The organism is Micromonospora avicenniae, from assembly GCF_900156065.1.
Classification (GTDB): Bacteria; Actinomycetota; Actinomycetes; order Mycobacteriales; family Micromonosporaceae; genus Micromonospora; species Micromonospora avicenniae.
The window spans coordinates 1-22809 of record NZ_FTNF01000010.1; the positions used below are offsets into that span (position 1 = coordinate 1).

The 22809-nt window shown below is 74.1% G+C and carries 18 protein-coding genes and 1 pseudogene; 14 read left to right on the plus strand and 5 right to left on the minus strand.

Annotation, left to right across the window (positions count from 1 at the left end):
* The 5 genes and pseudogenes from BXA10_RS30915 to pspM form a co-directional block, all read left to right on the plus strand.
* Positions 1–132: pseudogene (locus BXA10_RS30915) on the plus strand (IS110 family transposase); the annotation flags it as partial.
* A 111-nt stretch (positions 133–243) separates the two neighbouring features.
* The gene (locus BXA10_RS16580; protein ID WP_076471294.1) at positions 244–774 is read left to right on the plus strand and encodes a CinA family protein; all 531 of its coding nucleotides are present in this window, start codon (positions 244–246) and stop codon (positions 772–774) included.
* 230 nt (positions 775–1004) lie between these two features.
* The gene (locus BXA10_RS16585) at positions 1005–1460 is read left to right on the plus strand and encodes a helix-turn-helix domain-containing protein (protein ID WP_076471295.1); all 456 of its coding nucleotides are present in this window, start codon (positions 1005–1007) and stop codon (positions 1458–1460) included.
* A gap of 194 nt (positions 1461–1654) precedes the next feature.
* Entirely contained in the window at positions 1655–2518 is an 864-nt protein-coding gene (locus tag BXA10_RS16590) for a PspA/IM30 family protein (RefSeq protein WP_076471296.1), read from the plus strand.
* Positions 2519–2541: 23 nt separating this feature from the next.
* Positions 2542–3312 (plus strand): phage shock envelope stress response protein PspM, encoded by a 771-nt coding sequence (gene pspM / locus BXA10_RS16595; RefSeq protein WP_076471297.1) that lies wholly within the window; start codon positions 2542–2544, stop codon positions 3310–3312.
* Between the two features lie 115 nt (positions 3313–3427).
* Here pspM and BXA10_RS16600 read toward each other — a convergent pair whose 3' ends face one another.
* Together BXA10_RS16600 and BXA10_RS16605 are read right to left on the minus strand one after the other, a co-directional pair.
* Positions 3428–7069 carry a fibronectin type III domain-containing protein gene (locus BXA10_RS16600; RefSeq protein WP_076471298.1) on the minus strand — a complete coding sequence of 1214 codons (3642 nt, stop codon included), beginning with the start codon at positions 7067–7069 and terminating at the stop codon, positions 3428–3430.
* Between the two features lie 261 nt (positions 7070–7330).
* On the minus strand, positions 7331–8209 hold the full coding sequence (locus BXA10_RS16605) for a zinc finger domain-containing protein (protein WP_076471299.1): 879 nt from the start codon (positions 8207–8209) through the stop codon (positions 7331–7333).
* 110 nt (positions 8210–8319) lie between these two features.
* On the opposite strand from BXA10_RS16605, the gene BXA10_RS16610 reads away from it, so the two are divergent.
* Positions 8320–8466, plus strand: a complete 147-nt coding sequence (locus BXA10_RS16610) for a hypothetical protein (protein ID WP_245828281.1) — start codon at positions 8320–8322, stop codon at positions 8464–8466.
* 106 nt (positions 8467–8572) lie between these two features.
* Here BXA10_RS16610 and BXA10_RS16615 read toward each other — a convergent pair whose 3' ends face one another.
* Both BXA10_RS16615 and BXA10_RS16620 read right to left on the minus strand, forming a co-directional pair.
* Complete coding sequence (locus tag BXA10_RS16615) at positions 8573–9409, minus strand: SAM hydrolase/SAM-dependent halogenase family protein (protein WP_076471300.1); 837 nt, start codon at positions 9407–9409, stop codon at positions 8573–8575.
* Positions 9410–9419: 10 nt separating this feature from the next.
* Entirely contained in the window at positions 9420–9971 is a 552-nt protein-coding gene (locus tag BXA10_RS16620; RefSeq protein WP_076471301.1) for a GNAT family N-acetyltransferase, read from the minus strand.
* A 267-nt stretch (positions 9972–10238) separates the two neighbouring features.
* Between BXA10_RS16620 and BXA10_RS16625 the strand changes: the two genes are divergently transcribed.
* Positions 10239–10832 (plus strand): hypothetical protein, encoded by a 594-nt coding sequence (locus BXA10_RS16625; protein ID WP_076471302.1) that lies wholly within the window; start codon positions 10239–10241, stop codon positions 10830–10832.
* A 79-nt stretch (positions 10833–10911) separates the two neighbouring features.
* Here the strand turns inward: BXA10_RS16625 and BXA10_RS16630 are convergent, their stop codons facing one another.
* Positions 10912–15612: an Lhr family helicase gene (locus tag BXA10_RS16630; RefSeq protein ID WP_139338027.1), complete on the minus strand. Its 4701-nt coding sequence runs from the start codon at positions 15610–15612 to the stop codon at positions 10912–10914.
* 215 nt (positions 15613–15827) lie between these two features.
* Here BXA10_RS16630 and BXA10_RS16635 point away from each other — a divergent pair, with 215 nt between their 5' ends.
* The 7 genes from BXA10_RS16635 to mnhG all read left to right on the plus strand — a co-directional run bounded on the left by BXA10_RS16635 (position 15828) and on the right by mnhG (position 22617).
* On the plus strand, positions 15828–16235 hold the full coding sequence (locus tag BXA10_RS16635; protein ID WP_076471304.1) for a hypothetical protein: 408 nt from the start codon (positions 15828–15830) through the stop codon (positions 16233–16235).
* 349 nt (positions 16236–16584) lie between these two features.
* The gene (locus BXA10_RS16640; RefSeq protein WP_076471478.1) at positions 16585–19419 is read left to right on the plus strand and encodes a Na+/H+ antiporter subunit A; all 2835 of its coding nucleotides are present in this window, start codon (positions 16585–16587) and stop codon (positions 19417–19419) included.
* A complete protein-coding gene (locus tag BXA10_RS16645) occupies positions 19416–19898 on the plus strand; it encodes a Na(+)/H(+) antiporter subunit C (protein WP_076471305.1) in 483 nt (160 codons plus the stop codon). Before BXA10_RS16640 ends, BXA10_RS16645 begins: the two co-directional genes overlap by 4 nt.
* 28 nt (positions 19899–19926) lie before the next feature.
* Positions 19927–21432, plus strand: coding sequence for a Na+/H+ antiporter subunit D (locus BXA10_RS16650; RefSeq protein WP_076471306.1), 1506 nt, complete (start codon positions 19927–19929; stop codon positions 21430–21432).
* Positions 21429–22025 carry a Na+/H+ antiporter subunit E gene (locus BXA10_RS16655; RefSeq protein WP_076471307.1) on the plus strand — a complete coding sequence of 199 codons (597 nt, stop codon included), beginning with the start codon at positions 21429–21431 and terminating at the stop codon, positions 22023–22025. The genes BXA10_RS16650 and BXA10_RS16655 overlap by 4 nt, the downstream gene beginning before the upstream one ends.
* On the plus strand, positions 22022–22285 hold the full coding sequence (locus BXA10_RS16660; RefSeq protein ID WP_076471308.1) for an MrpF/PhaF family protein: 264 nt from the start codon (positions 22022–22024) through the stop codon (positions 22283–22285). The genes BXA10_RS16655 and BXA10_RS16660 overlap by 4 nt, the downstream gene beginning before the upstream one ends.
* Positions 22285–22617 carry a monovalent cation/H(+) antiporter subunit G gene (gene mnhG / locus BXA10_RS16665; RefSeq protein WP_076471309.1) on the plus strand — a complete coding sequence of 111 codons (333 nt, stop codon included), beginning with the start codon at positions 22285–22287 and terminating at the stop codon, positions 22615–22617. The genes BXA10_RS16660 and mnhG overlap by 1 nt, the downstream gene beginning before the upstream one ends.
* Positions 22618–22809 lie beyond the last annotated feature (192 nt).

Sequence of the window (22809 nt, forward strand, 5' to 3'; positions counted from 1 at the left end):
CGAGCCCAAGGAAAACGCCACAACGCCGCCCTCATCTGCCTCGCCCGACGCCGCTGCGACGTCCTATACGCCATGCTCCGCGACAAGATCCCCTATCAACCCCGCCCAGCCGCCTCAATCGCCACCGCTTGACGAAACCCATAGGGACCCCCCCCGATACGCCGTCCCGCTCCGTCCCGACGATCATGAGGTTGGCGGCGGGCCGGTGCGGTTTGCCCCAGGTCGTGGGGGAAGGATGGGGGCATGGAGAGCGACGCGCACGGGGATCGGCCGGTCGGTAGCCCGGCGGCCGGCGTGGTGCACAGTTTGTCCCAGCGGCACGAGACGCTGGCGACCGTCGAGTCGCTGACGGGCGGGCTGCTCTCCGCCGCGGTGGTGGAGATCGCGGGGGTGAGCGGGGTCTACCGTGGCGGCCTCGTCGTCTACGCCACGGAACTGAAGTCGAAGCTGGCCGACGTACCGGCCGATCTGCTCGCCCAGCGCGGCCCGGTCGATCCCGACGTCGCGGTGGCGCTCGCCGAGGGCGGCCGGCGGCGCTGCGACGCCGACTGGGGTCTGGCCACCACCGGGGTGGCCGGCCCGGAACCCCAGGACGGCAAGCCGGTCGGGCTGGTCTACGTGGCCGTGGCCGGGCCGGGTGGCTCCTCGGTGCGGCAGCTCGACCTGTCCGGTGGCCGGGACCACATCCGCTCCGCCGCGGTGATCGAGGCGCTGCGCCTGCTCGCCGAGCGGATCCACGAGGCGGACGCCGCCGACCTGGCCGACGCCGGGTAGGACCGGCAGAACGCCGGCCCAGCCAGGCCGGCGGCAACGACAGCGGTGCCGAAGCCGGCTCCTTCGACGTCGACGCCGGCCGGCCGCGGCGATCCGACGGGCGGGGCGGGATGTCGCCGGGCCGGGCAACGGGTACCGTTGTGGGAAGACTCCGTCGGTCGGTGCCGGCGCGGTCCACCGCGTTCGACCCGTGTCGCCGGGGAGAATGCGGTCGGAGAGGGGGAGGTGCGATGGTCCTGCTACGCCGAGTGGTCGGTGACGCATTGCGGGCACGCCGGCAGGGGCAGCACCGCACCCTGCGCGAGGTTTCCTCCGCCGCCAACGTCAGCCTCGGATACCTCTCCGAGATCGAGCGTGGCCAGAAGGAGCCGTCCAGCGAGCTGCTGGCCGCGATCTGCGACGCGCTGGGCGCGCGTTTGTCCGAGCTGCTGCGCGAGGTGAGCGACACTGTCGCGCTCGCCGAGCAGATGCCGAACGTGCTGGTGCCCGTGCAGGACGAGCCGGCGGGATCCACCCCGGTGCCGTCGGCTCCGGCGGCCAAGGCCACTGGTCGAGCCGTTCGCCAGGTCAGCTCCGACGGCACGGTCGCCGTCTCGGTACGCCAGGAGTCGCCGCTCAAGGCCACCCTGCGCAGCACCCGGGTCCGCGCCACCGAGCGTGAGCGCGACGTGGTCTGCGCCGCCTGAGTCTCCTTCGCGGCCGTAGCCGCCCGCGCGCGCTCCGCGTAGGGTTGATCGCAGACGGTGTCGGTCGCCTGCTCGCCGGTACGGGTGCCGGTCTGGTGCCCGGCTGAGACGATGGGGGAGCTGCCGCGCCGGTGGTCCGTCGTTCCGTCCGGCTCGTGCAGGCGAAGCGACGCTACTGAGGGGATACCGCGGAGATGGCGAACCCGTTCGTCAAGGGGTGGAAGTACCTGATGGCGCTCTTCGGCGCCCGGATCGACGAGCACGCCGATCCGAAGGTCCAGATCCAGCAGGCGATCGAGGAGGCGCAGCGCCAGCACCAGGCGCTCGTGCAGCAGGCCGCCGCGGTGATCGGCAACCAGCGCCAGCTGGAGATGAAGCTCTCCCGGCAGATGTCCGAGGTCGAGCGCCTCCAGGCCAACGCCCGCCAGGCGCTCGTCCTCTCCGATCAGGCCCGCGCCCGGGGCGACGAGGCCGAGGCGGGGCGGTACGAGCAGTCCGCGCAGACGCTGGCCACCCAGCTCGTCTCCGCGGAGCAGTCCGCCGAGGATTTGAAGACCCTGCACGACCAGGCGCTCGCCGCCGCAGGGCAGGCGCGCCGTGCGGTGGAGAACAACTCGATGATCCTCCAGCAGCGTCTCGCCGAGCGCACCCGGCTGCTCAGCCAGCTGGAGCAGGCGAAGATGCAGGAGGGTGTGGCCCGCTCGCTGGAGTCGATGTCGGCGCTCACGGCGCCGGGCACCACCCCCTCGCTCGACGAGGTCCGCGACCGGATCGAGCGCCGGTACGCCAACGCGATGGGCCGCGCCGAGCTGGCCGGCAACTCGACCGAGGGCCGGATGCTGGAGATCCAGAAGGCGACTCTCGACTCGGCCGGCTCGGCCCGGCTGGAGCAGATCCGGTCCAGCATGGCCGGTGAGCAGCTCGGTGTGCAGCAGCGGCAGGGCGGCGAGCAGCCGACGGCTCCGGCGAGCGACCCGGCAGCCGCCGCCCGCCTCGACGAACTCCGCGCGACCATGGCCCGCGAACGCGGCACCGGGGACACCACCGCCGCCGGCTGAGCGGCCGGCCAGAGGAGGGCAGGGTGGCAGACGAGCGTACGCGCTACTTCCGGCGGCTGGCCCGACTTCGCCGGTCGGCAAGACGGTGGAGCGTGCTGGCCGGTGGCCTCGGCGGGGCGGCTGCCGTCCTCACCCCGTACGCCGGGCTCGGGCTGCCGGACGCGGCCTGGGCCGGCGCGGCGGGCAGCGCGGTGGCCCTCGCCGCGTGGCGCTGGATCGACTTGCGGGCTCTCGCCGCCCAGCCGGCGCCTCCGCCGCTCGACCCGGCCGAGGCGGCCGCCCGATCCGCGGCCCGGCTGGTCGCCGCCGTCGAACGACTGCCGGCCGGATCCGGTGTGGTCGCCGAGGTACGTCGCGTCCGCGCCCGGGTGGCGTTGCGCGGCACCAGCGCGGCCGAGCCCTGGAGCCGGCTGGACCGGGCGGCGCTCACCCTCTCCGGTATGCGGCAGCGGTTGACCGGACCAGCCGAGCCGGCCCTGCAGGAGGCCGGCGCCGCCGACCATTCGCTGCGGGAACTCGCCCACCGGGTGGCGAGCGTGGAGCGGGCGCTCCGGCTCGCTCCGGTCGACGCCCGGGCCTCCCTGGCCGACACGCACCGCGTCCTCACCGGGCAACTGGAGAGCGGGGTGGCCGCGTACGAGCGGCTCGCGGTCGCCGCGGCCGGTTACGTCGCCGAGGATGCCCGCCCCGATGCTCCGCACCCGGCCGCGGCACGGCTGACCGAGGCGACCGACCTGCTGCACGGCGTCGCCGGCGCGCTAGCCGAACTACGCACCCCCACCCCCCACCCCTAACCCCCACCCCCCCGGAGCGGCGGGCACTCGTTCACGGAAAAAGTGACTGTTCCGCGCGGAATGCCCACTTGTTCCGTGAAAGTGCGGCCACCGTGGGGTGGCGGGTGGGTGGGGGTCAGGGTGGGGTGGTGATCGTTGTCGGGGGAGTGAAGGGGGAGCTGCCGACCACGTTGAAGGCGCGGACCCGGTAGTGGTAGGTGACGCCGCGGGCCAGTCCCGTGTTGGTGAAGCTTCGTCCGGTGACCGTGAACGTGGCGACCTCGCGGCTGAACTCCCGGTCGAGGGCGCGCTGGACGCTGAACCCGGCACCCGGTCCGGGCGCGGTCCCCGGTGCCCAGCCCAGGACCACCGTCGCCGTGTCGGGCTCCGGCGCGCTGGCGGTGACGCTCACCGCGTCGGGCGTCGCGGGCGCCGGCGGGGTGGTCACCGTGCCCACCGTCGACCACGGTGAGGCGGTGCCGAGATAGGTCGTCCGCACCCGGTAGTAGTACGTGGTGTTCGGCGCGACCGCCGGGTCGAGGTGGTTGTCGCCGACCCCGACGGCGGTGGTGGCCGGACCGCTGGTGAAGGTGGGATTGGTGGCCCGCTGTACGTCGATGCCGGTGGCGAAGGATCGGTTCGACCAGCGCAGCGCGACCCGCAGCGGGGCGGCCGGCGGGATCGCCGCGGTCAGCCCGGCCGGTGCGGTGAGCTGCACCGAGGCGGGCACGCTGTTGGACCAGGCCGAGCAGCTGACGGCGTTCTCCGCCCGGATCCGGTAGTGGTACGTGACCCCCGGGGTGACCGTGGCGTCGGTGTACCGGGTGGCGGTGGCCGCCACGGTGATCGTGGTGACCCCGGTGGTGAAGGTCGCGTCGGTCGCCCGTTGTAGCAGGTGGCTGGTGGCCGGCGGCCGACCGCCGTTGCCGGTCCAGGCCAGCGCGATGGCGGGCAGCGCGGTGGCCGAGCCCGGTGCCGGGGTTGCGGTCAGCCCGGTGGGCGCCTTGGGCGACACCCGAAGCACGAGCGGGCGGTTCGCGCCCAGGTCGCGGTGGCCGCCGAGCTGGCTGTGCCAGCGGTACTCCCAGCCGAGGTTCACCAGCTGGTTCACGACCAGGGCGGGCCGACCGTCGAACGGACTGACCGGGGTCGAGCCGGTCCGGGTGCCGGCCGGCCGGGTCGGGTCGAGCAGCCGGACGCTGTCACCGATCTTGAACGGCAAGGTCGGGGCGACCGGGCGCAACGCGACGACGACGTCCTCTCGCGGGTTGACCCGGATGACCTCCTTCCAGCCCAGTTCACCGGCCGCCGGTGGGCGGATCGTGCCGTCCCAGCCGACCCTGTTGATCACCTGGAGGTCGCAGCCGTCCAGGCGCAGCGTCTCGGTCTGCCGGCTGTTGCCCACGATCCGCCAGACCTGTGTGCCGTCGGCGGGGGCACCGATGGGCACCGCCGGGTCGGCCGCGAAGAGGATCTCGGTCGCCGGGTCGTCGGGGCCGAGCGGCAGGGTGGCGGGGGAGAGCGGCCCGGCGTGCGGGTGGGCGACGCCGAGGCGGACGGCGGCTCGGCCGTGCCCGGGCTCGAAGACCTGCTGCACGGCCTTGACCGTGACCGGCACCGCGACCGGCACGGCACCGCCGGCCGGGGTGAACGTGACGGTCGCGGCGTGCACCGGGACCAGCGTCTCGCGTGACGTCCGGGTACCGATCGCCTCGTCGTACGCCGGCTGCGGCACGATCGGCGGGCGCTGGCTGGCCGCGTACGCCCGGGGCAGCCGCTCGCGCAGCCGGGCCAGGTCGTACGGTGCCGCAGGGGCGCCGCGTACGCGGAACTGCAGCAGGGTACGGGTGTTCGGGCCGTACCCGGGGCGGGTGGGGGGCGAGCCGCCCTCGGCGGTGCGGTCGGGCGCGCCGGTGTGGTGGTCGTAGCGGGGGTCGTAGCCGGGCAGCGGAGCGGGGCAGTCGTTGTAGAGGATCAGCGTGCCGCCCGGAGGCACGGTGGAGAAGTCCACCACCACGTCGGCGCGTTCACCGGGAGCGAGCAGCAGCGCGTGTCCGTCGACGTTGAGCACGGTCGGGTCGCGCCGGTCGTACCGGTAGCCGATCGGACGGTTGCGGATCACCACCGGCGCGGGCAGCAGGCCACCGTCGTTGCCGATCTGGATCAGCTCCGGGCCGGCCGCGCGCGGGTCGGGCACCCCGCCGTCGCGTCCGTCGGCCGGCCAGTCCACCGACCGGCCGGGAGCCCGCGCCGCCGGCACCATCGGCACCTCACCCGCGTCGGCGTCGAGCAGGTTTCCCTCGTCGTCCCACATCGGAGCGTCCGATCCGGCCCGGTAGAGCTGGAGGTTGAGACCCCGGTCCAGGCAGGCGTTGAGGATCCGGAACCGGTACGCCCGCGGCTCCACCTCCAGGTAGGGGTAAGCGACGCCGTTGACCAGCGGGGTGTCGCCGAACGCTTCGGGAACGGCGCTCGGGTGCGGCACTCCCGGGGTCAGCGGCGGCTCCTCGGCCGCGGCGACCGGATCGTGGTGCGGGTTCGGCACCGGGCCCGAGCTGCCGTCGCGGTCGGGGTCGCGGTCCCCGTCGGCGGTACGCGACCAGGGCCCGTAGTCCCAACGGCCGGTCGGATTGATCCCCTCGCGCTGGTACGGATTCTGCCGGGGCTGGTAGACGTGCGGGAACCACAGGCTGCCCCGCGCTCCCCAGCGGTCCCGGTCCCAGGTCGGATCCTCCTCGGCGAGTTGGGTGTCGTCCGGTACGAACGTCTTGTCCTGGATCACCAGGGGCAGTTCGTCGCCGGGGAGCACCCCGTCGACCACGAGTTGCTCCTCCACCGGGTCGGTGAGCAGGTAGAGCGCGATCTGCCCCGAGTAGACGGTCAGCCGGGACAGGCCGAAAGTGTTGTCGTGGAACCACATGAGCCGCCCGCTCTGCTCGTTCGGGTAGTAGAGCGTGGTGGCACCGGCTCCGGGCGGCGGCATGTCCGGCACGTGGTGCAGGCCGACTCCGGTCGGGTACGGGGTGATCTCGCCGGCCGGGGTCACCCACTGCAACGGGTTGCCGGCGCTGATCCAGCCGGTCTGCGCGCCCGCGAGGTGCAGCACCGCCCGGTTCTGCGGGTACGGCGCCGGGCCGTCCAGCGGGCCGACGCCGGCTCCCTCGACGGTCTCGTCGACCGGCAGGAAGAGTTCGCCGGACCGGCCGGTGGGCAGCTGGTTGATGAATTTGATCCGCACCGGCCGGCCGCGCCGGGCGCGGATCAGCGGGCCGAGGTGCCAGGGGCGGCCGGGGGGCGCCATCGTGTTGTGCCCGGACTCGTCGGTGCCGAGGTTGAGCTGCCGGTAGCCCCGCAGGCGGGTGGCGGGCAGGTCGCGGTGGAGCCGCTGGGCGTACTGCTGGAGGCCGATCTCGTAGTAGTCGCAGCCCGGGTAGGTGATGGTGTCCGGCACCGCCACCGGCAGGTACCCGCCCAGTTGGGTGCGGCCGAGCGGACCCGGTCCGGGCAACGCGTCGACGAACTTGCGCAGGCCGGTCCCGGGCAGCACCTGACCGTCGGCGCCGCAGGTGGGCAGCGGGCTGCGGGCGAAGTTCGGCACCGGACCGAAGTAGCGCGGAACGGCGGCGGGATCCAGGCTGGCCGGTGCGGCCACGTCCGTCTCGTCGGCGGCCCGAGCCGCCGGAACGGTCGCCGCCTGCCCGCCGTCGGCGGTGCGGCCGTCGCCGCCTCGCGTCACGCGGTCCGCCCACGTGGTCCGGAGTCTGCGAAACATCGCCATGGCTCTCCCCGGGCTCGGGGCACGACCGTCGCCACCCCGGCGTGGCGGATCCGGTCGGGCCGGCTCTGCTGACGTCTGGTGAACGCCCAATCGCAGCATGCGACGTCGGGGTCCGGTTAGGAATTACCCAATCGTCCCAATCTGGGCAACTGGTGGTGCGGCTTCGGCCGGATGTTCCGCTGCCGGCTCTGCCGGGCGGACGGGCAGGTCAGGGACACGTCGGGCGGTCGCGCCCAGGCCGTCGGCGCTACGGCCGGCCGGTCAACGGGCCGGGTCTGGCTGGCAGACCGGGCACCAGTAGGTGACCCGCTCGCCCAACTCCTCCTTGCGAATCGCCGTGCCGCACCGGCGGCACGGCTGGGCTCGTCGGCCGTACGCGTAGGTGGTCTGCCCGCGGTGCAGCGAGCCGGTGCTGCTCTGCGTCCAGCGCCCCCGGTTGGCGGCGAGCAGCCGCTGCGCGAGGGCCACCAGGCCGGGCAGGTCGGGCACCGCGCGTACGGGCGTACGCGGCGAGACACCGCGCAGGAAGAGCAGCTCGCACTTGTAGAGGTTGCCCACCCCGGCCAGGTTGCGTTGGTCGAGCAGGGCCTCGCCGACGGGGGTGTCCGGGTGGGCGGCCAGCCGTCGTACCGCCTCGGCCGGATCCCAGTCCGAACCGAGCAGGTCCGGGCCGAGGTGGCCGACCAGGCGCTCCTCCTCTGCGGTGGGCACCAGCGCCAACTCGTGCAGGTGGTAGCCGACGGCCACGGCGTCCGCGCTGCGCAGCACCACCCGGATCAGGTGGCCCGGGCGCGCGGCCCAGCGTTCTCCCGGCGCGTACGCCCGCCACGCGCCGTCCATCCGCAGGTGCGAGTGAAGCGTCCAGCGTGTTCCGGGAGCCGCCCCGCCGTCCGTCGGGGTGCCCGGTACGCCGGTTTTCGTGCCGGTGGGCCGGCCCGCCGGGGTGGCGTCACCGCCCGTCGGCGCGTCGAGGCGGAGCAGTAGGTGCTTGCCGCGGGCGACCGACTCGCGCACGGTCCACCCGGCCAGGTCGGTTGTGGCGAGCTGCGGCACCCGGAACTCGCTCGCCGTCAGTACCGCGCCGGCCAATGCCCGGTGCAGGACGCGGGCGGTGTTCCAGACGGTGTCGCCTTCGGGCATCCTGCCATTCTCCCTCGGCCGAGCCGGATTCGCATGTATCGCTATTTGTACCGTGCTTACGCTTGATCTCCTGACATGGGCACCATCAGGGAGTTCTGGGGAGTTTGCCCATGAAACATGCTCATCGTCACCTTCGACCCGTTCTCGTCGCCGGTCCGTTCGGCACCACCAACCGGTGGGACCGCCTCGCCACCGGCCAGTACGTCAGCCACGCGTACATCTCCGCCGTCTACGGCGGCACCGTGCCGCGCTGCTGACCACTGCTCCGGGCCGGGACCGTGTGCCCCGGCTCGGCCGGCGCCCTCGACGGTGCCGGCGCGAGCCGTCGCAGGAAGTCCGCGCCGGCCGACGCCGGAGCCGCCGTCAACCGCTGATCCGGACGAGGTCACCCGGGCGTACGCCCAGCCGGTCGACCGCCCGCCCGCCGTTGACCGACACCGCCACCCGGTCGGCCGAGTCGGGATGCACCACCAGTTCACCCGGGCGGGCGTCGCCGAACGTCCGCCCGCGCACCGCCGTACGCCCCGGCGCGCCGTCCCCGACCGGCTCCGGTGCCGGCAGCGGCGCGTTGGCCGGCGCGGTCACCCGCACCATCGCCGGGAGCTGCTCCAGAAGCTCGGCCGTGGCGGCGAGCTGCACGTTGCCGAAGTGATCCACGGTCAACACCTCAGCGGTGAAGCCGGCGGGATCCGCCGCCACGATCGGCTCGGGCAGCCGGACCAGCTCCGCCGGATCGATCGCGGGCCCGGCCTCAACCAGCGGCGCGCCGAGCGCCAGCCGGGCCGCGACCGGTGCGAAGACGTCCCGACCGTGGAACGTGCCGGACACCCGTCGAGCCAGCCAGGCCGGGTTGGTCAGCTCGATGGCGCCGGTGACCCCGCCCAGCGCCTCGGCGGCGTCGGGCAGCAGCCCGTTGTCCGGTCCGACCAGCAGCCCGTCCGGGGTGGCCAGGGCGACGCCTCGACGCGCGGTGCCGACCCCCGGGTCGACCACCGCCACGTGCACCCCGACCGGAAGGTACGCAACGGTCTGGGCGAGTACGGCCGCACCGTGGCGTACGTCGGCGGGTGGAACCAGGTGGGTCACGTCGATCACCCGGGCGGCCGGGGCGATCCGGGCGATCACCCCGTGGCAGGCGGCCACGAAGCCGTCGGAGAGGCCGTAGTCGGTGGTCAGGGAGATCCAGGGCGTGGCGGGCATGGCTCGCAGGCTAACCGTCGCCCCGGGTCCGCGCCCCGGGTTGTGCCGGACCCCGCCGCTCCGGCCGGCCCCCGGCGGCGGTACGCAGCTCCAGGGTCAGCTCGTCGTGCAGCGGGATGCCGTCCTCCCCGACGAACGGGATCTCCGGCTTCAGGCGGCGCGCTCGGTCCACCGCCCCCGGGTCGAACCCGACCAGGCGCAGGCCGCGCCGCTGGTAGAAACGGAGCGCCCGGAGGTTGTCGTTCGTGGTGATCAGCCAGAGCCGGTGCAGGCCCGCGGCCCGCGCCGTCGACGCGGCCGCCTCCAGCAGGGTGGTGCCGGCCCCTCCGCCGGGTACGGCGGCCACCAGGCTCACCACCTCCAGTCCCTCGGCGTCGCAGTTGTAGGCGAGCGCACCGACCACGGCGGCGGCGCCGTCCACGGCCACCAGCGTCGGCAGGGTACGCAGGTCGTACCGGATGTCGTGGGCGATGACGTACGGGCCTCCCCACTCCCGGTCGTGCAGCGCGTCTACTTCCGCCCGGTCGCCCGGCTTCGCCGCCCGTACCATGATCCCGCCCATGCCGCCCCTCCTCGTCGGCCCGCTGCCCGCGTCGGCCCGTCGGCCCGCGTTGGTCCGTCGGCACGCGTTGGTCCGTCGGCCCGCGCCGGCCCGCGTCGGCTCGCGTCGGTCGGCGAGGGTAGCCGGGCGGCGCGGAGACGGCGCGCGAGTTTCGCGGTCGCGAGCCGCCGCGGCGGCGCACTGAGCGGTGCCTCTGCCGGATATGGGACAGGGCCTCTGGCCGACCGGCCACTGCCGTCGCCCGACCCGGTTCGGGAGACTGCCCTGGTGACACATCGGAGCCTGCCCGCGGTCGCGGTGCTCGTCGTGGCTGTCGCACTCACCGCCGGATGCGGCGACGGGAACCGGCCGACGAACGCTGCCGTAGCGTCCAGCACCCCGACCACCAGCCCGTCCCCGGTGGTCCCGCCGCCCGTCGCCGGTGCGCCCGTCGCCGGGCCCAGCTCCGGTCCGGCGGCTCCGGTGGTTCCACCGGCCGGCGACGCCCCGGCCGTGCAGGAACCCACCGAGCGCCGCCCGGCCAGCCCACCACCGGTGGTGCTGCCGCGCCGCCCGGCGGGTGCTCCCGGCGCGAAGCAGGTGGTCGACGCGTTCCGGGCCGCCGGTCTGAAGGTGCCCAACCCCCGTGACCTCTCGGTCGACTGTGGACCTGACGGACTCGGGCTGGGCTGCTCGGAGATCATCGCCACGGATGCCGTGACCGTGTACGTCTTCCCGGACGAGACCAGCGCGAGCGACATCGCCGAGATCTGGAGCGGACAGTCGTACCGCCGGGGCGCAGTGGTGCTCAACTACCTGGCGGCACGTACTCCGGCCGCCGACCGGCTCCGCTACGAGAAGGTGCTCGCCGGCCTGGGCTGAGCGGCCTCGCCGTGCGCCGGCGCACGTCCGCGCGGCAGGTCCCCCGCCATCGGCCGACGTCGACGACCGCGCCCCGCGCCTAGCCGCGTAGCCGCAGGCCGCGGGGGGTGGCTCGGAAACCGGCGGCGGTCAACGCGTCGCGCAGCGGCGAGGTGTGCACCGCCTCACCGTCGGCCCGCTCCACCGAGATGGCCCCGAGCGCGCCGGAGTGCACCGCGTCGGCCAGCGCCTTGCCAGCCGCGGCGAGCACGTCGGCGTCGTCGGTGAAGGAGAGCAGGGTCCGCCCGCCTCGCTCCACGTAGAGCACCAGGTCGCCGGCGACCAGGACGACCAGCGCACCCGCCTTGCGGCCGGCCCGGTGCCCGGTCGCCGGGTTGCCCCCGTCGCCCGAGTCGACGGCCCGGTCCGGCCAGGGCAGCGCGGCACCGTACGGGTTGGCCGGATCGGTGGCGGCGAGCACCAGGGTGGGCCCGCCGCGGCCCCGGCCGCCGTCGACCGGCTTGGCCAGCGCCCGGATCCGCTCCACTGCGCCGGGCACCGCGAACTGCGCCGCGCCCAGCCCCTCGACGAAGTAGCCGCGCCGAGCCGCGCCGCGCTCCTCCAGTGCGGACAGCACCGGGTAGACCGCCGCGAAACCGCCGACCACCTGCTCGGCCACGACCGCGCCCCGGGTGACCACGCCGTGCCGCTCCAGCAGCACGTCGGCCAGGGCCGCGGCCCGGCGTGTCGCGTCGGTGTCCCGTTCCGGGAGGCGGGACCAGCGCCCGGCCACGGTCGGCGGCCCGCCACGGGTGGGCAGCGCCACCCGGCCGGGACGCCGGTAGCGGGTGCGCGGTGCCGACGGCCGGGAGCGGTGTGCGCCACCCGCGCCGAGCACGGCTCGCAACGGGGCGAGCGTGTCGTTGGTGAGGTGACCGGCCCAGACCAGGTCCCAGATGGCGGCGGCCAGCGCGGTGTCGTCGGTCGAGCCGACCCGGTCGGCGAGCGGCCGGAAGAACAGCGCCTGCCCGTCGGAGAGCGCGTCGAGCACCGCCTCGTGCAGCGGCGTGAGGGCCAACGCCTCGTCCGGTGGGGGCAGCAGCAGCGGAGCGGCATCCGCGTACGCGAGGGTGACCCAGCCGTCGCCGCCGGAGATCGCGCCGGAGCCGGCCCAGACCACCTCGCCGCTGGCGCAGAGCTCGTCGAGCTGGGCGGGCGAGTAGTCGGCGACCCGGCCCGGCAGCACCAGCCGTTCCAGCGCCGACGCCGGCACCGCCGCGCCCTGCAACTGCTCCACCGCCGCGGCCAGCGCCTCCACACCACGGGCGGACGAGCCGACCTGCTGCCAGCGGGGCAGGAACGCGGCGAGTGCCCGCGGCGGCACCGGCTCGATCTCCCGGCGCAGCGCGGCCAGGGAGCGGCGGCGCAGCAGCCGTAGCACCTCGGCGTCGCACCATTGCGTGCCGACTGTCTCCGGGGTGAACTCGCCGGAGACCACCCGGCCGGTCGCGGCGAGCCGGCGCAGCGTCTGCTCCACCACGAAGACACCGAGACCGAACCGGGCGGCACAGCTGGCCGCCGCGAACGGCCCGTGGGTGCGGGCGTACCGGGCGACGAGATCGCCGATCGGATCGGAGACCGGAGCGAGGTACGCCTCCGCCACGCCGACCGGCAGCGCCACGCCGAGCGCGTCGCGCAGCCGGGCCGCGTCCTCGACGCCGACCCAGCGTTCCTCGCCGGCGATGCGTACCCGCAGCACGCGGCGGGCCGCCTCCAACTCGGTGAGCCAGCCGACCGGCACCCCTCGTTCGGCCAGCTCGGACGCGTTGAGGTCGCCGAGCACGCGGAGCAGCTCGACCACGTCCTCGGCGTCGCGGGGGCGGCGCTGCTCGGTCAGCCAGCGCAGCTGCCGCTCGGTCTCGGCGAGGACCGTCGGGTCGAGCAGCTCCCGCAGGTCGACCCGGCCGAGCAGCTCACCGAGGAGCGCCGAGTCCAGCGCCAGCGCGGCGGCCCGCCGCTCGGCGAGCGGGGCGTCGCCCTCGTAGAGGAACGCGCCGACGTACCCGAAAAGCAGCGAGCGGGCGAACGGCGACGGCTGGCTGGTCTCCACCTCGACCAGGCGGACCCGGCGGGCGGCCAGGTCGCGCATAACCCCGGCCAGCGCCGGCTGGTCGAAGACGTCCTGCAGGCACTCCCGGGCCGCTTCCAGGGTGACCGGGAACTCGGCGTACTCCCGGGCGACGTCGAGCAGCTGGGCGGCGCGTTGGCGCTGCTGCCAGAGCGGCTGCCGGCGACGGGGGTCGCGGCGGGGCAACAGCAGCGACCGGGCCGCGCACTCGCGGAACCGGGCGGCGAACAGCGCGGAGGTGCCGACCGACTCCTCCACGAGCTGGGCGATCTCGTCGGGCTCGAAGGCGACCACGTCGGCGCCCGGCGGCTCGTCGACGGTGTCCGGCAGGCGTACGACGATCCCGTCGTCGGAGGGCATCACCTGCGCGTCCACCCCGTAGCGTTCGGTCAGCCGCCGCCCGATGGCCAGCGCCCAGGGCGCGTTGACCCGAGCGCCCAGCACGCTGTGCACGGCGAGGCGCCAGTCACCCAGCTCGTCGCGGAACCGCTCGACGACGATCGTGCGGTCGTCCGGCAGGGACCGGGTCGCCGCGCGCTGTTCACGCAGGTAGGCCAGCAGATTGCCGGCGGCCCAGTCGTCGAGCCCGCCGGCGCGCAGGGCGGCGGTCGCCGCCTCGTCGCTCTGCCGGAGCAGGGCACGGACCCGGGCCCCGATGGCCCGGCCCAGTTCGACCGGCCGGCCCACGGTGTCGCCCTTCCAGAACGGCATCCGGGCGGCCTGGCCGGGCGCGGGGGAGACCAGCACCCGGTCGGGGGTGATCTCCTCGATCCGCCAGGAGGACGAGCCGAGCAGGAAGACGTCACCGATCCGCGATTCGTAGACCATCTCCTCGTCGAGCTCGCCGACCCGGGCGGCGCGCTCGGCGCCGGCCAGGAAGACGCCGAAGAGACCCCGGTCGGGAATCGTGCCGCCGCTGGTCACCGCCAGCCGCTGCGCGCCGGGGCGGCCGGTGAGCAGGTCGGTGGCCCGGTCCCAGACCAGCCGGGGGCGCAGCTCGGCGAAGGCGGTCGACGGGTAGCGGCCGGAGAGCATGTCGAGCACCGCGTGCAGGGCGGAGTCGGGCAGCTCGGCGAAGGGCGCCGCCCGGCGGACCACGGCGGCCAGGTCGCCGACCCCCCACGGCTCGAGCGCCACCATCGCGACGATCTGCTGGGCCAGCACGTCGAGCGGGTTGCGCGGGAAGTGCAACTCCTCGATCGCGCCCGCCCCCATCCGCTCCGCGACCACGGCGCAGGAGAGCAGGTCGCCACGGTGCTTCGGGAAGACCACCCCGCGGGAGACCGCGCCGACTTGGTGCCCGGCGCGGCCGACGCGTTGGAGCCCGGCGGCGACGCTGGGCGGTGCCTCGATCTGCACGACCAGGTCGACCGCGCCCATGTCGATGCCGAGTTCGAGGCTGGAGGTGGCGACCACGGCGGGCAACTGCCCCGACTTGAGCGACTCCTCGATGTGCTTGCGCTCCTCGCGGGAGACGCTGCCGTGGTGGGCCCGGGCGATTACCGGCGGCGCGCCGGTTGCGGCCCCCGACTGGGCCATCACCTCGGCCGGCTGGCGTGGGGCCCGCAGCGGCCCCACCGGTCCGTCGAACGCCTCCGCGCCGCGCCGCCGCGCCGGGCCGGCGCCGTCCGCCGGGCCTCCGTCGACGGCCGGCGGCCCGTCACCTCCCGGCAGCAGCTTGGATACGCTCACCGGCTCTCCACCCCGAGCCACGCGACGGCCGTCCGGTGCGGCCGACGCCTCCAGCTCCTCGGCGGCCAGCTCGTTGAGGCGTGCGCAGAGCCGCTCGGCGCTGCGCCGGGAGTTCGTGAAGACGATGGTCGAGCGGTGTGCGCGGATCAGGGAGTAGACCCGCTCCTCGACGGCCGGCCAGATGGACGCGCGGCGCGGGCCCGGCCCGCCCAGCTCGTCCTCGAGGGGCTGTTCCTGCTCGTCGAGCCGGGTCATGTCCTCGACCGGAACCTGGACCGTGACCTCGATGGTCTTCGCGGTGGCGGGCTGGACCACGTCGACGGGCCGGGCGCCGCCGAGGAACCGGGCGCAGCCGTCGATCGGACGGACCGTGGCCGAGAGGCCGATCCGCTGTGCCGGTGCGGGCAGCAGCTCGTCGAGGCGTTCCAGGGAGAGCGCGAGATGGGCGCCGCGCTTGCTGCCGGCAACCGCGTGCACCTCGTCCACGATGACCGTCTGCACGCCGCGCAGCGAGTCGCGGGCGGCGGAGGTGAGCAGCAGGAAGAGCGACTCCGGTGTGGTGATGAGGATGTCCGGTGGAGTGCGTGCGAAGGCCCGCCGTTCGTCGGCCGGGGTGTCGCCGGTACGCATCCCCACGGTGATCTCGGGCGGGGCGACGCCGAGCCGCGTCGCCGCCTGGCGCATCCCGGCGAGCGGTGCGCGCAGGTTGCGCTCCACGTCGACGGCGAGCGCCTTGAGCGGGCTCACGTAGAGCACCCGGCACCGCTGCCGGGCGTCCGCCGGTGCCGGCTCGCGGGCCAGCCTGTCCAGCGACCAGAGGAAGGCGGCGAGTGTCTTGCCGGAGCCGGTCGGCGCCACCACGAGCGCGTTGCGGCCGGCGGAGATCGCCCGCCAGGCCCCGGTCTGGGCGGCGGTGGGCGCGGCGAAGGCAGCAGTGAACCACTCCCGCGTCGCCGGGCCGAACCCGCCCAGCACGCCCATGCCGCCCGCCTCGGGGTCGGCTGCCACATCCGCCACCCATCCATACTGCCGCGCGCCTGTGACAACCGGCGCCGACGGCCGGGAGGTATGTCCGTCTACAATACCTTCAACCGTGGATATGACACTTGACGCATTAAGTCTCACTTAACTGCTTGCTTGCGCAGCACAACATAAAGTAACTTCACTCGCGACGCGGTAAGGGTGGAGGGGATCGGATGGCCGTCGAGCAGCGGAACGTCGAGCCCGGCAGCGACGTGCTCATCCGCAAGGTCGACAGTCATCTCGCCGCGGTCCGTGCTGGACTGCGCGGCCCCGAGCTGGAACTCGCCGAGCGGCTGGGTCGCTGCCTGCGGGAGCTGGTCGTCTCCACCGCGCACGCCAGCGCAGCCGACCGGGGGCAGGTCCGCGCCGCCGTGCACTACTTCGTGCTCCGCCGCGAGAGCCGAGGCCGCCTGCTGTCGGTGCGCTCGCTGGCCGCCGCCGAGCGGGTGGTGCAGCGGGTCGCCCGGCAACTCGGGCGCGCCGACCTGCTGGCCGAGCCGGCGATCGAGGACCGTACCGGCCCGGATCCCCGCGCCGCCGGGCCGGTACGGGCCGCTGAGCAGGGCGCCGCCGCCCGCTGACCTCGCGGCTGTGCCCGTTGGTCCGTGATGGGGCCGATTTGTTCCGTGCCGGCGCTCGTTGCGGCTCAAGGTCAACTCGGCTTCCTTGATGTTGGGGCATCCAGACGTCAGGGACACCCCGACATGCCGAGTCGATCATCGCGAGGGACTGGACCGAGCCGGACCGGGCCGGACCAGGAGCCGGACCGGGAGTGGGTTCGGGCAGGGGTGCAGGGCGTAAGCCCGGGACACGGACAATGCGGGAGAGTTTGCGTAAATGCCCCCGGAGAGCGCAGAACTGGCGTCTGATCACAGCTAGGCGCCGAACCGCCGGAGGCGTCCGCCGCTGCCACCTCGACCGGGAGTGCGGGTGCTCGTACTGCTGATCCTCCACCTCGTGGCGGCACTCCTCGCGCCGCTGCTCGTCCGGTGGTGGGGGCCACGCGCCTGCTACCCGCTGGCTCTCGCGCCGGCCGCCGCGTTCGGCTGGGCGCTCGCGCAGACCCCGACGGTCCGCGACGGCCGGGCAGTGGTCGAGACGTACCCGTGGATCGGACAGCTCGGGCTCGACCTCGCCTTCCGGCTCGGCACGCTCAACTGGTTGATGACCCTGCTGGTCGGCGCGGTCGGCACCCTCGTACTGGTCTACTGCGCCCGGTACTTCAGCCCCGGCTCACTCGGCCTCGCCCAGTTCACCGCAGTGCTTGTCGCGTTCGCCGGGGCGATGCTCTGCGTCGTCCTCGCCGACGACCTGCTGCTGCTCTACGTCGGCTGGGAACTGACCACGATCTTCTCCTACCTGCTGATCGGGCACAGCACCGAACGTCGGTCGAGCCGGTGGGCCGCGGCCCAGGCGCTGATGGTCACCACCCTGGGCGGGCTGGCCATGCTGGTCGGCTTCATCCTGCTCGGCGAGCACGCCGGCACCTACCGGTGGTCGGAGATCGCCGCCGGGTCGCTGCCCGGCGGTGGCTACCTGGTCACCGCCGTACTGCTGATCCTCGCGGGCGCGCTGTCGAAGTCGGCCGTGCTGCCGTTCAGCTCCTGGCTGCCCGTGGCGATGGCGGCGCCCACGCCGGTGAGCGCCTACCTGCACGCGGCGGCCATGGTCAAGGCCGGCATCTACCTCATCGGGCTGATCGCGCCGGTGCTCGCCACCGTCGGGCCATGGCGTCCGGTGGTGCTCGCCACGGGTCTGGCCACCATGATCGTCGGTGGCTGGGCGGCGCTGCGGCAGACCGACCTGAAGCTGCTGCTGGCGTACGGCACGGTCAGCCAGCTCGGCCTGCTGGTGGTGCTGACCGGGGCGGGCACTCCGGACGCCGCACTGGCGGGGATCGCCATGCTGCTCGCGCACGCCCTGTTCAAGGCGGCGCTCTTCCTGGTCGTCGGGGTGATCGACCACGGTGCCGGCACCCGGGACCTGCGCGAGCTCTCCGGGCTGCGGCACGGCAGCACCCCGTTACTCGTCGTGGCGCTGCTCGCCGCGGCGTCCATGGCCGGGATTCCCCCGCTGATCGGGTTCGTGGCCAAGGAGGCGGCCTTCGCCGCGTTCACCGACCGGCCGGTGATCCTCGCCGGACTGGTGGCCGGCATCGTCCTCACGGTCGCCTACAGCGCGCGATTCCTGTGGGGCGCCTTCGCCGACCGACCCGGGGTGGCGCCCGCCCGGCTCGACCGGATCGCCGCGCCGCTGCTGGTACCCCCCGCCCTGCTCGCCGTCGCCGGACTGGTCGCCGGTCCCCTCGCCGGTGGCCTGGACGTGGTGTTCCGCCCGTACGCCGAGTCGTTCGGCGCGGCCCACACGCACCTGGCGCTCTGGCCCGGCCTGACCCCGGCACTCGGCCTGTCGGCGCTGGTGCTGGTCGCCGGCGGCGCGCTCTTCGCGTTGCGGGGTCCGCTGGCCCCGCTGCTGGCCCGGCTGCGCGCACCCGTCGGCGGCAACCCCGGGTACGAATGGGTGATCGGCCGCTTCGACCGGTTCGCCGTCGAGGTCACCGGGGCCACCCAGCGCGGCTCCCTCCCGCAGTACCTCGGCACCATCCTGGTCGTCCTCGTCGTGCTGCCCGGCGGCGCGATGTTCGCGGCCCGGCCTTGGGGCGAACGGATCGCCCTCTGGGCCAACCCGCTGCAACTGGTCGTCGCCGTGGTGCTCGGGGTCGCGGCCGTGCTCGCGGTGGGCGCCCGCAGCCGGTTGACCGCGATGCTGCTGGTCGGGGTCACCGGCTACGGCACCGCAATGCTCTTCGTCCTCTACGGCGCACCCGATCTGGCGCTGACCCAGTTCCTGGTGGAGACCGCGACCATCGCGATCTTCGTCCTGGTGCTGCGCCGGCTGCCGGCCCGCTTCTCGGCCCGGCCGCTGCGGCGCAGCCGGTGGCTGCGCCGGGCCGTCGGCGCCGCGGCCGGGCTGGTGACCGCCGGCCTCGCGCTGGTCGCGGCGAGCGCCCGGGGGGCGCCCACCATCTCGGCGGCCTTCCCGGACCTGGCGGTCGCCGAGGGGCACGGCCGCAACGTGGTCAACGTGACCCTGGTCGACATCCGGGCCTGGGACACGATGGGCGAGCTGGCGGTGCTCGTGGTGGCCGCGACCGGGGTGGCCAGCCTGGCCTTCGAGCGCTCCCGTACCGGGCCCCGGCCCCGTCGGCAGCAGCGGGACGCCCGGGCGCAGCGTCCCGGCCGCCCGGTCTGGCTGCGCGGCGGCGCCCGCCTGGCGGAACGGCAGCGCTCGATCGTGCTGGAGGTGGTGACACGCCTGATCTTCCACACCGTGGTGCTGTTCTCGCTGTTCCTGCTCTTCTCCGGTCACAACGCGCCGGGCGGCGGCTTCTCCGGGGGCCTGGTCGCGAGTCTCGCCCTGGTCGTCCGCTACCTGGCCGGCGGCCGGTACGAGCTGGCCGAGGCCGCGCCCATCGGGGCCGGCACCGTGCTCGGCGCGGGGCTTGCCGTCTCGGTCGGCACCGGCGTGATCTCGCTGCTCGCCGGCGGTTCGGTCCTGCAGAGCGCGCGCGTCGACCTCTACCTGCCTGGCATCGGCGACTTCTACTTGATCACCTCGCTCTTCTTCGACATCGGCGTCTACCTCGTGGTGGTCGGGCTGATGCTGGACATCCTGCGCAGCCTGGGCGCCGAGGTGGACCGGCACATCGAGGCGGCCGGCGGCGGCGCGCGGGGGCTGGCCGTCGAGCGGGGGGAGGAAGCGTGACCGGCGGCGGGGCGGGCCCCACGCTGGTGCTGGTGATCATCGTCGGCGTGCTCGTCGGTTGCGGCGTGAATCTGCTGCTGGAGCGGAGCCTGACCCGCATCCTGCTCGGCATCATCCTGCTCGGTAACGGGGTCAACCTGCTGATCATGCTGGGCGGCCGGCCCGGCGTGGCCCCGGTGGTCGGCACCGGCCCGGTCGATCAGATGAGCGACGCGCTGCCACAGGCCATGGTGCTCACCTCGATCGTGATCACCTTCGGGCTGACCGCGTTCCTGCTCGCGATCGGTTACCGCAGCTGGTACCTGACCGGTGACGACGAGGTGCCGGACGACATCGAGGACCGGCAGATCGTCCGCCGGGCCGAACGCGACGAGGCGGCCACCGCGGACCTCGGCGGCGAGGGGGCGGACGCCGATCCGGAGCAGGTCGACCCGGAGCCGGCGCGCCGACGGCTGCGGCGCGGGGACGGTGTCGAATGAACTGGCACCCGCACCGGGGGGTGGTCCGGTGAACCGGCTGCTGCCGCTGCCGGTGGTGGTGCCGCTGCTCGGCGCGGCGCTGACGCTGGTGCTGGGCAGGTGGCCGCGGCTGCAACGGGGCATCAGCGTCGCCGGTCTGACCACCACCCTGGCGGTCGCCGTGGTGCTGCTGGTCGAGGCGTACCGGCACGGGCCGGTGGTGCTCGCCGTCGGGGCGTGGCCGCCACCGGTCGGGATCGTGCTGGTCGCCGACCAGTTGGCCGCGCTGATGCTGGTGGTCTCCTCGGCGGTCACCCTCTGCGTGCTGCTCTACTCGATCGGGCAGGGGCAGGGGGACGTCGGCGAGAGCGCCCCGGTCACCATCTACCACCCCACCTACCTGGTGCTGACCGCGGGCGTGACCAACGCGTTCCTCGCCGGGGACCTGTTCAACCTCTTCGTCGGCTTCGAGATCCTGCTCGCCGCGAGCTTCGTGCTGATCACCCTGGGCGGCACCGAGGTCCGGATCCGGACCGGCTCGACGTACGTGGTGGTCAGCATCGTCTCGTCGATGCTCTTCCTGGCCGCCGTGGGGCTGGTGTACGCCGCCACCGGCACGCTCAACCTGGCCCAGCTCGCCACGCGCCTGGACGCGCTGCCAGACGACGTACGGCTGGCGTTGCAGCTCATGCTCCTGCTCGCGTTCGGCGTCAAGGCCGCGATCTTTCCGCTGTCGGCCTGGCTGCCGGACAGCTACCCGACCGCGCCGGCTCCCGTCACCGCCGTGTTCGCCGGCCTGCTCACGAAGGTCGGCGTGTACGCCGTCATCCGGACCGAGACGCTGCTCTTCCCGGACCGCCAGGTCGCACCGCTGCTGATGGTGGTGGCCGGACTGACCATGCTCATCGGCATCCTGGGCGCGGTGGCCCAGTCGGACATGAAGCGGCTCTTCTCGTTCACGCTGGTCAGCCACATCGGCTACATGATCTTCGGAGTGGCGCTGAGCAGCGTGGCCGGGCTCTCCGGCGCCATCTTCTACGTGGTGCACCACATCACCATCCAGACCACCCTGTTCCTGGTCGCCGGTCTGGTCGAGGTGCGTGCCGGCAGCACCGACCTGCGGCTGCTCGGTGGGCTGGCGCGGCTGGCGCCGCTGCTGGGCGTGCTCTTCTTCGTACCGGCGATGAACCTCGCGGGCGTTCCGCCGTTCTCCGGTTTCCTCGGCAAGCTCGGCCTGCTCCAGGCCGGGGTCGCGGCCGGCGGCGCGCTGCCCATCGCACTGGTCGCGGCCGGGGCGGCCACCAGCCTGCTCACCCTCTACGTGGCCTCCCGGGTGTGGAACATCGCCTTCTGGCGATCGCCCCGGCTGGCCACCGACGAACCGGCCGTGCGGCTTCCCGCGCTGATGGTGGGGGCCACCGCCGCCCTCGTCGCGCTCGGGCTGGTGCTGACCGTGGCCGGCGGGCCGCTCTTCGACGTGACCGCCGACGCGGCCGAGGACCTGCGTGCCCGCACCCCGTACATCCGGGCCGTGTTCCCGGGTGGTACGCCGTGACCGGCGGAACCGGCGCGCAGCCACCCGGCCGGCTGCGCGGTCGGGTGGCGACCTGGCGCGACCAGGCCGTCGCATTCGGCTGGCTGGTGCTGATCTGGAATCTCCTCTGGGGTGAGTTCACCTGGGGCAACCTCGTCGCCGGGCTGCTGGTGGCGGCCGCGGTACTGCTCTTCTACCCGCTGCCGCCGGTCACCTTCGGCGGTCGGCTGCGCCCACCGGCGCTGCTGGTGCTCGCCGGCCGGTTCGTCGCCGAACTGGTCGTCGCGAGCGTGCGCGTGGCCCGGATCGCCGTGCAGCCCGGCTTCCGGCCGCGCAGCGCGATCATCGCCGTACCGCTGCGGGTGCGCACCGACCTCAACCTGGCGCTCACCGCCGAGCTGGTCTCGCTCGTCCCGGGCACGCTCATCCTCGAGGTGGACCGGGAATCGGGCGTCCTCTACCTGCACGTGCTCGACGTACGCCGGCCGCAGGACCTGGCCGACAACCGGGCGCGCGTCCGTGAGATCGAGCGGCGCATCGTCCGAGCCATCGGCTCGGCCGCCGAAGTGCGCCAGGTGCACACCGATCACGTCGAGAAGGAGAACAACTCGTGACCACGTTCCTCGCCGTCGTCCTCACCGGACTGTTCTCGGCGGCCGCGCTGCTCGTCCTGGTCCGGCTCTACCGCGGTCCGTCGCTGCTCGACCGGGTGGTCGCCGCCGACATGCTGCTCGCCACGATGGTCGGCGCGGTCGCCGCCGAGGCGGCGGTGAACCGGCACTCCGGCACGCTGCCGGTGCTGGTGGTGCTCTCGCTGCTCGGCTTCGTCGGCTCGGTATCGCTGGCCCGGTTCGCGGTACGGGAGGGCGCCTGATGCCGGGCATCGTGGCCGACTGGCTCGGCGCCGTCTGCCTGGTGGCCGGTGCGCTGCTCGCCCTGGTCGCCGCGATCGGTGTGCTGCGCTTCCCGGACGTGCTGGACCGGATGCACGCCGCCACCAAGCCGCAGACGCTCGGCGTGCTGCTCCTGCTGGCCGGAGTCGCCCTGCGGCTGCGTACGCCGGGTGACCTCGGGATGGTGGTGCTGGTCGGGGTCTTCCAGTTGGCCACGGCTCCGGTGGCCGCCCAGATGATCGGGCGGGCCGCGTACCGCGCCGGTCGGGTGGATCCCACCCTCCTCGACGTCGACGAACTGGCCAACCGCTGACAGCGCACCGAAGTGCCGACCCGGTCGGTCGACGAACCGGACAACCGGGAGGCTTCGCCCCACCTTCAGCGGGCGTACAGCCATCGCCGATAAAATGACCCGCATGATCGACTCTTCTGCCCAGGAGGGCAGCAGTAGCCAGCCGGGTCGTGCCCGGCATCCGAAGGCCCCGACGCGGTCGCGAGGAGCCCT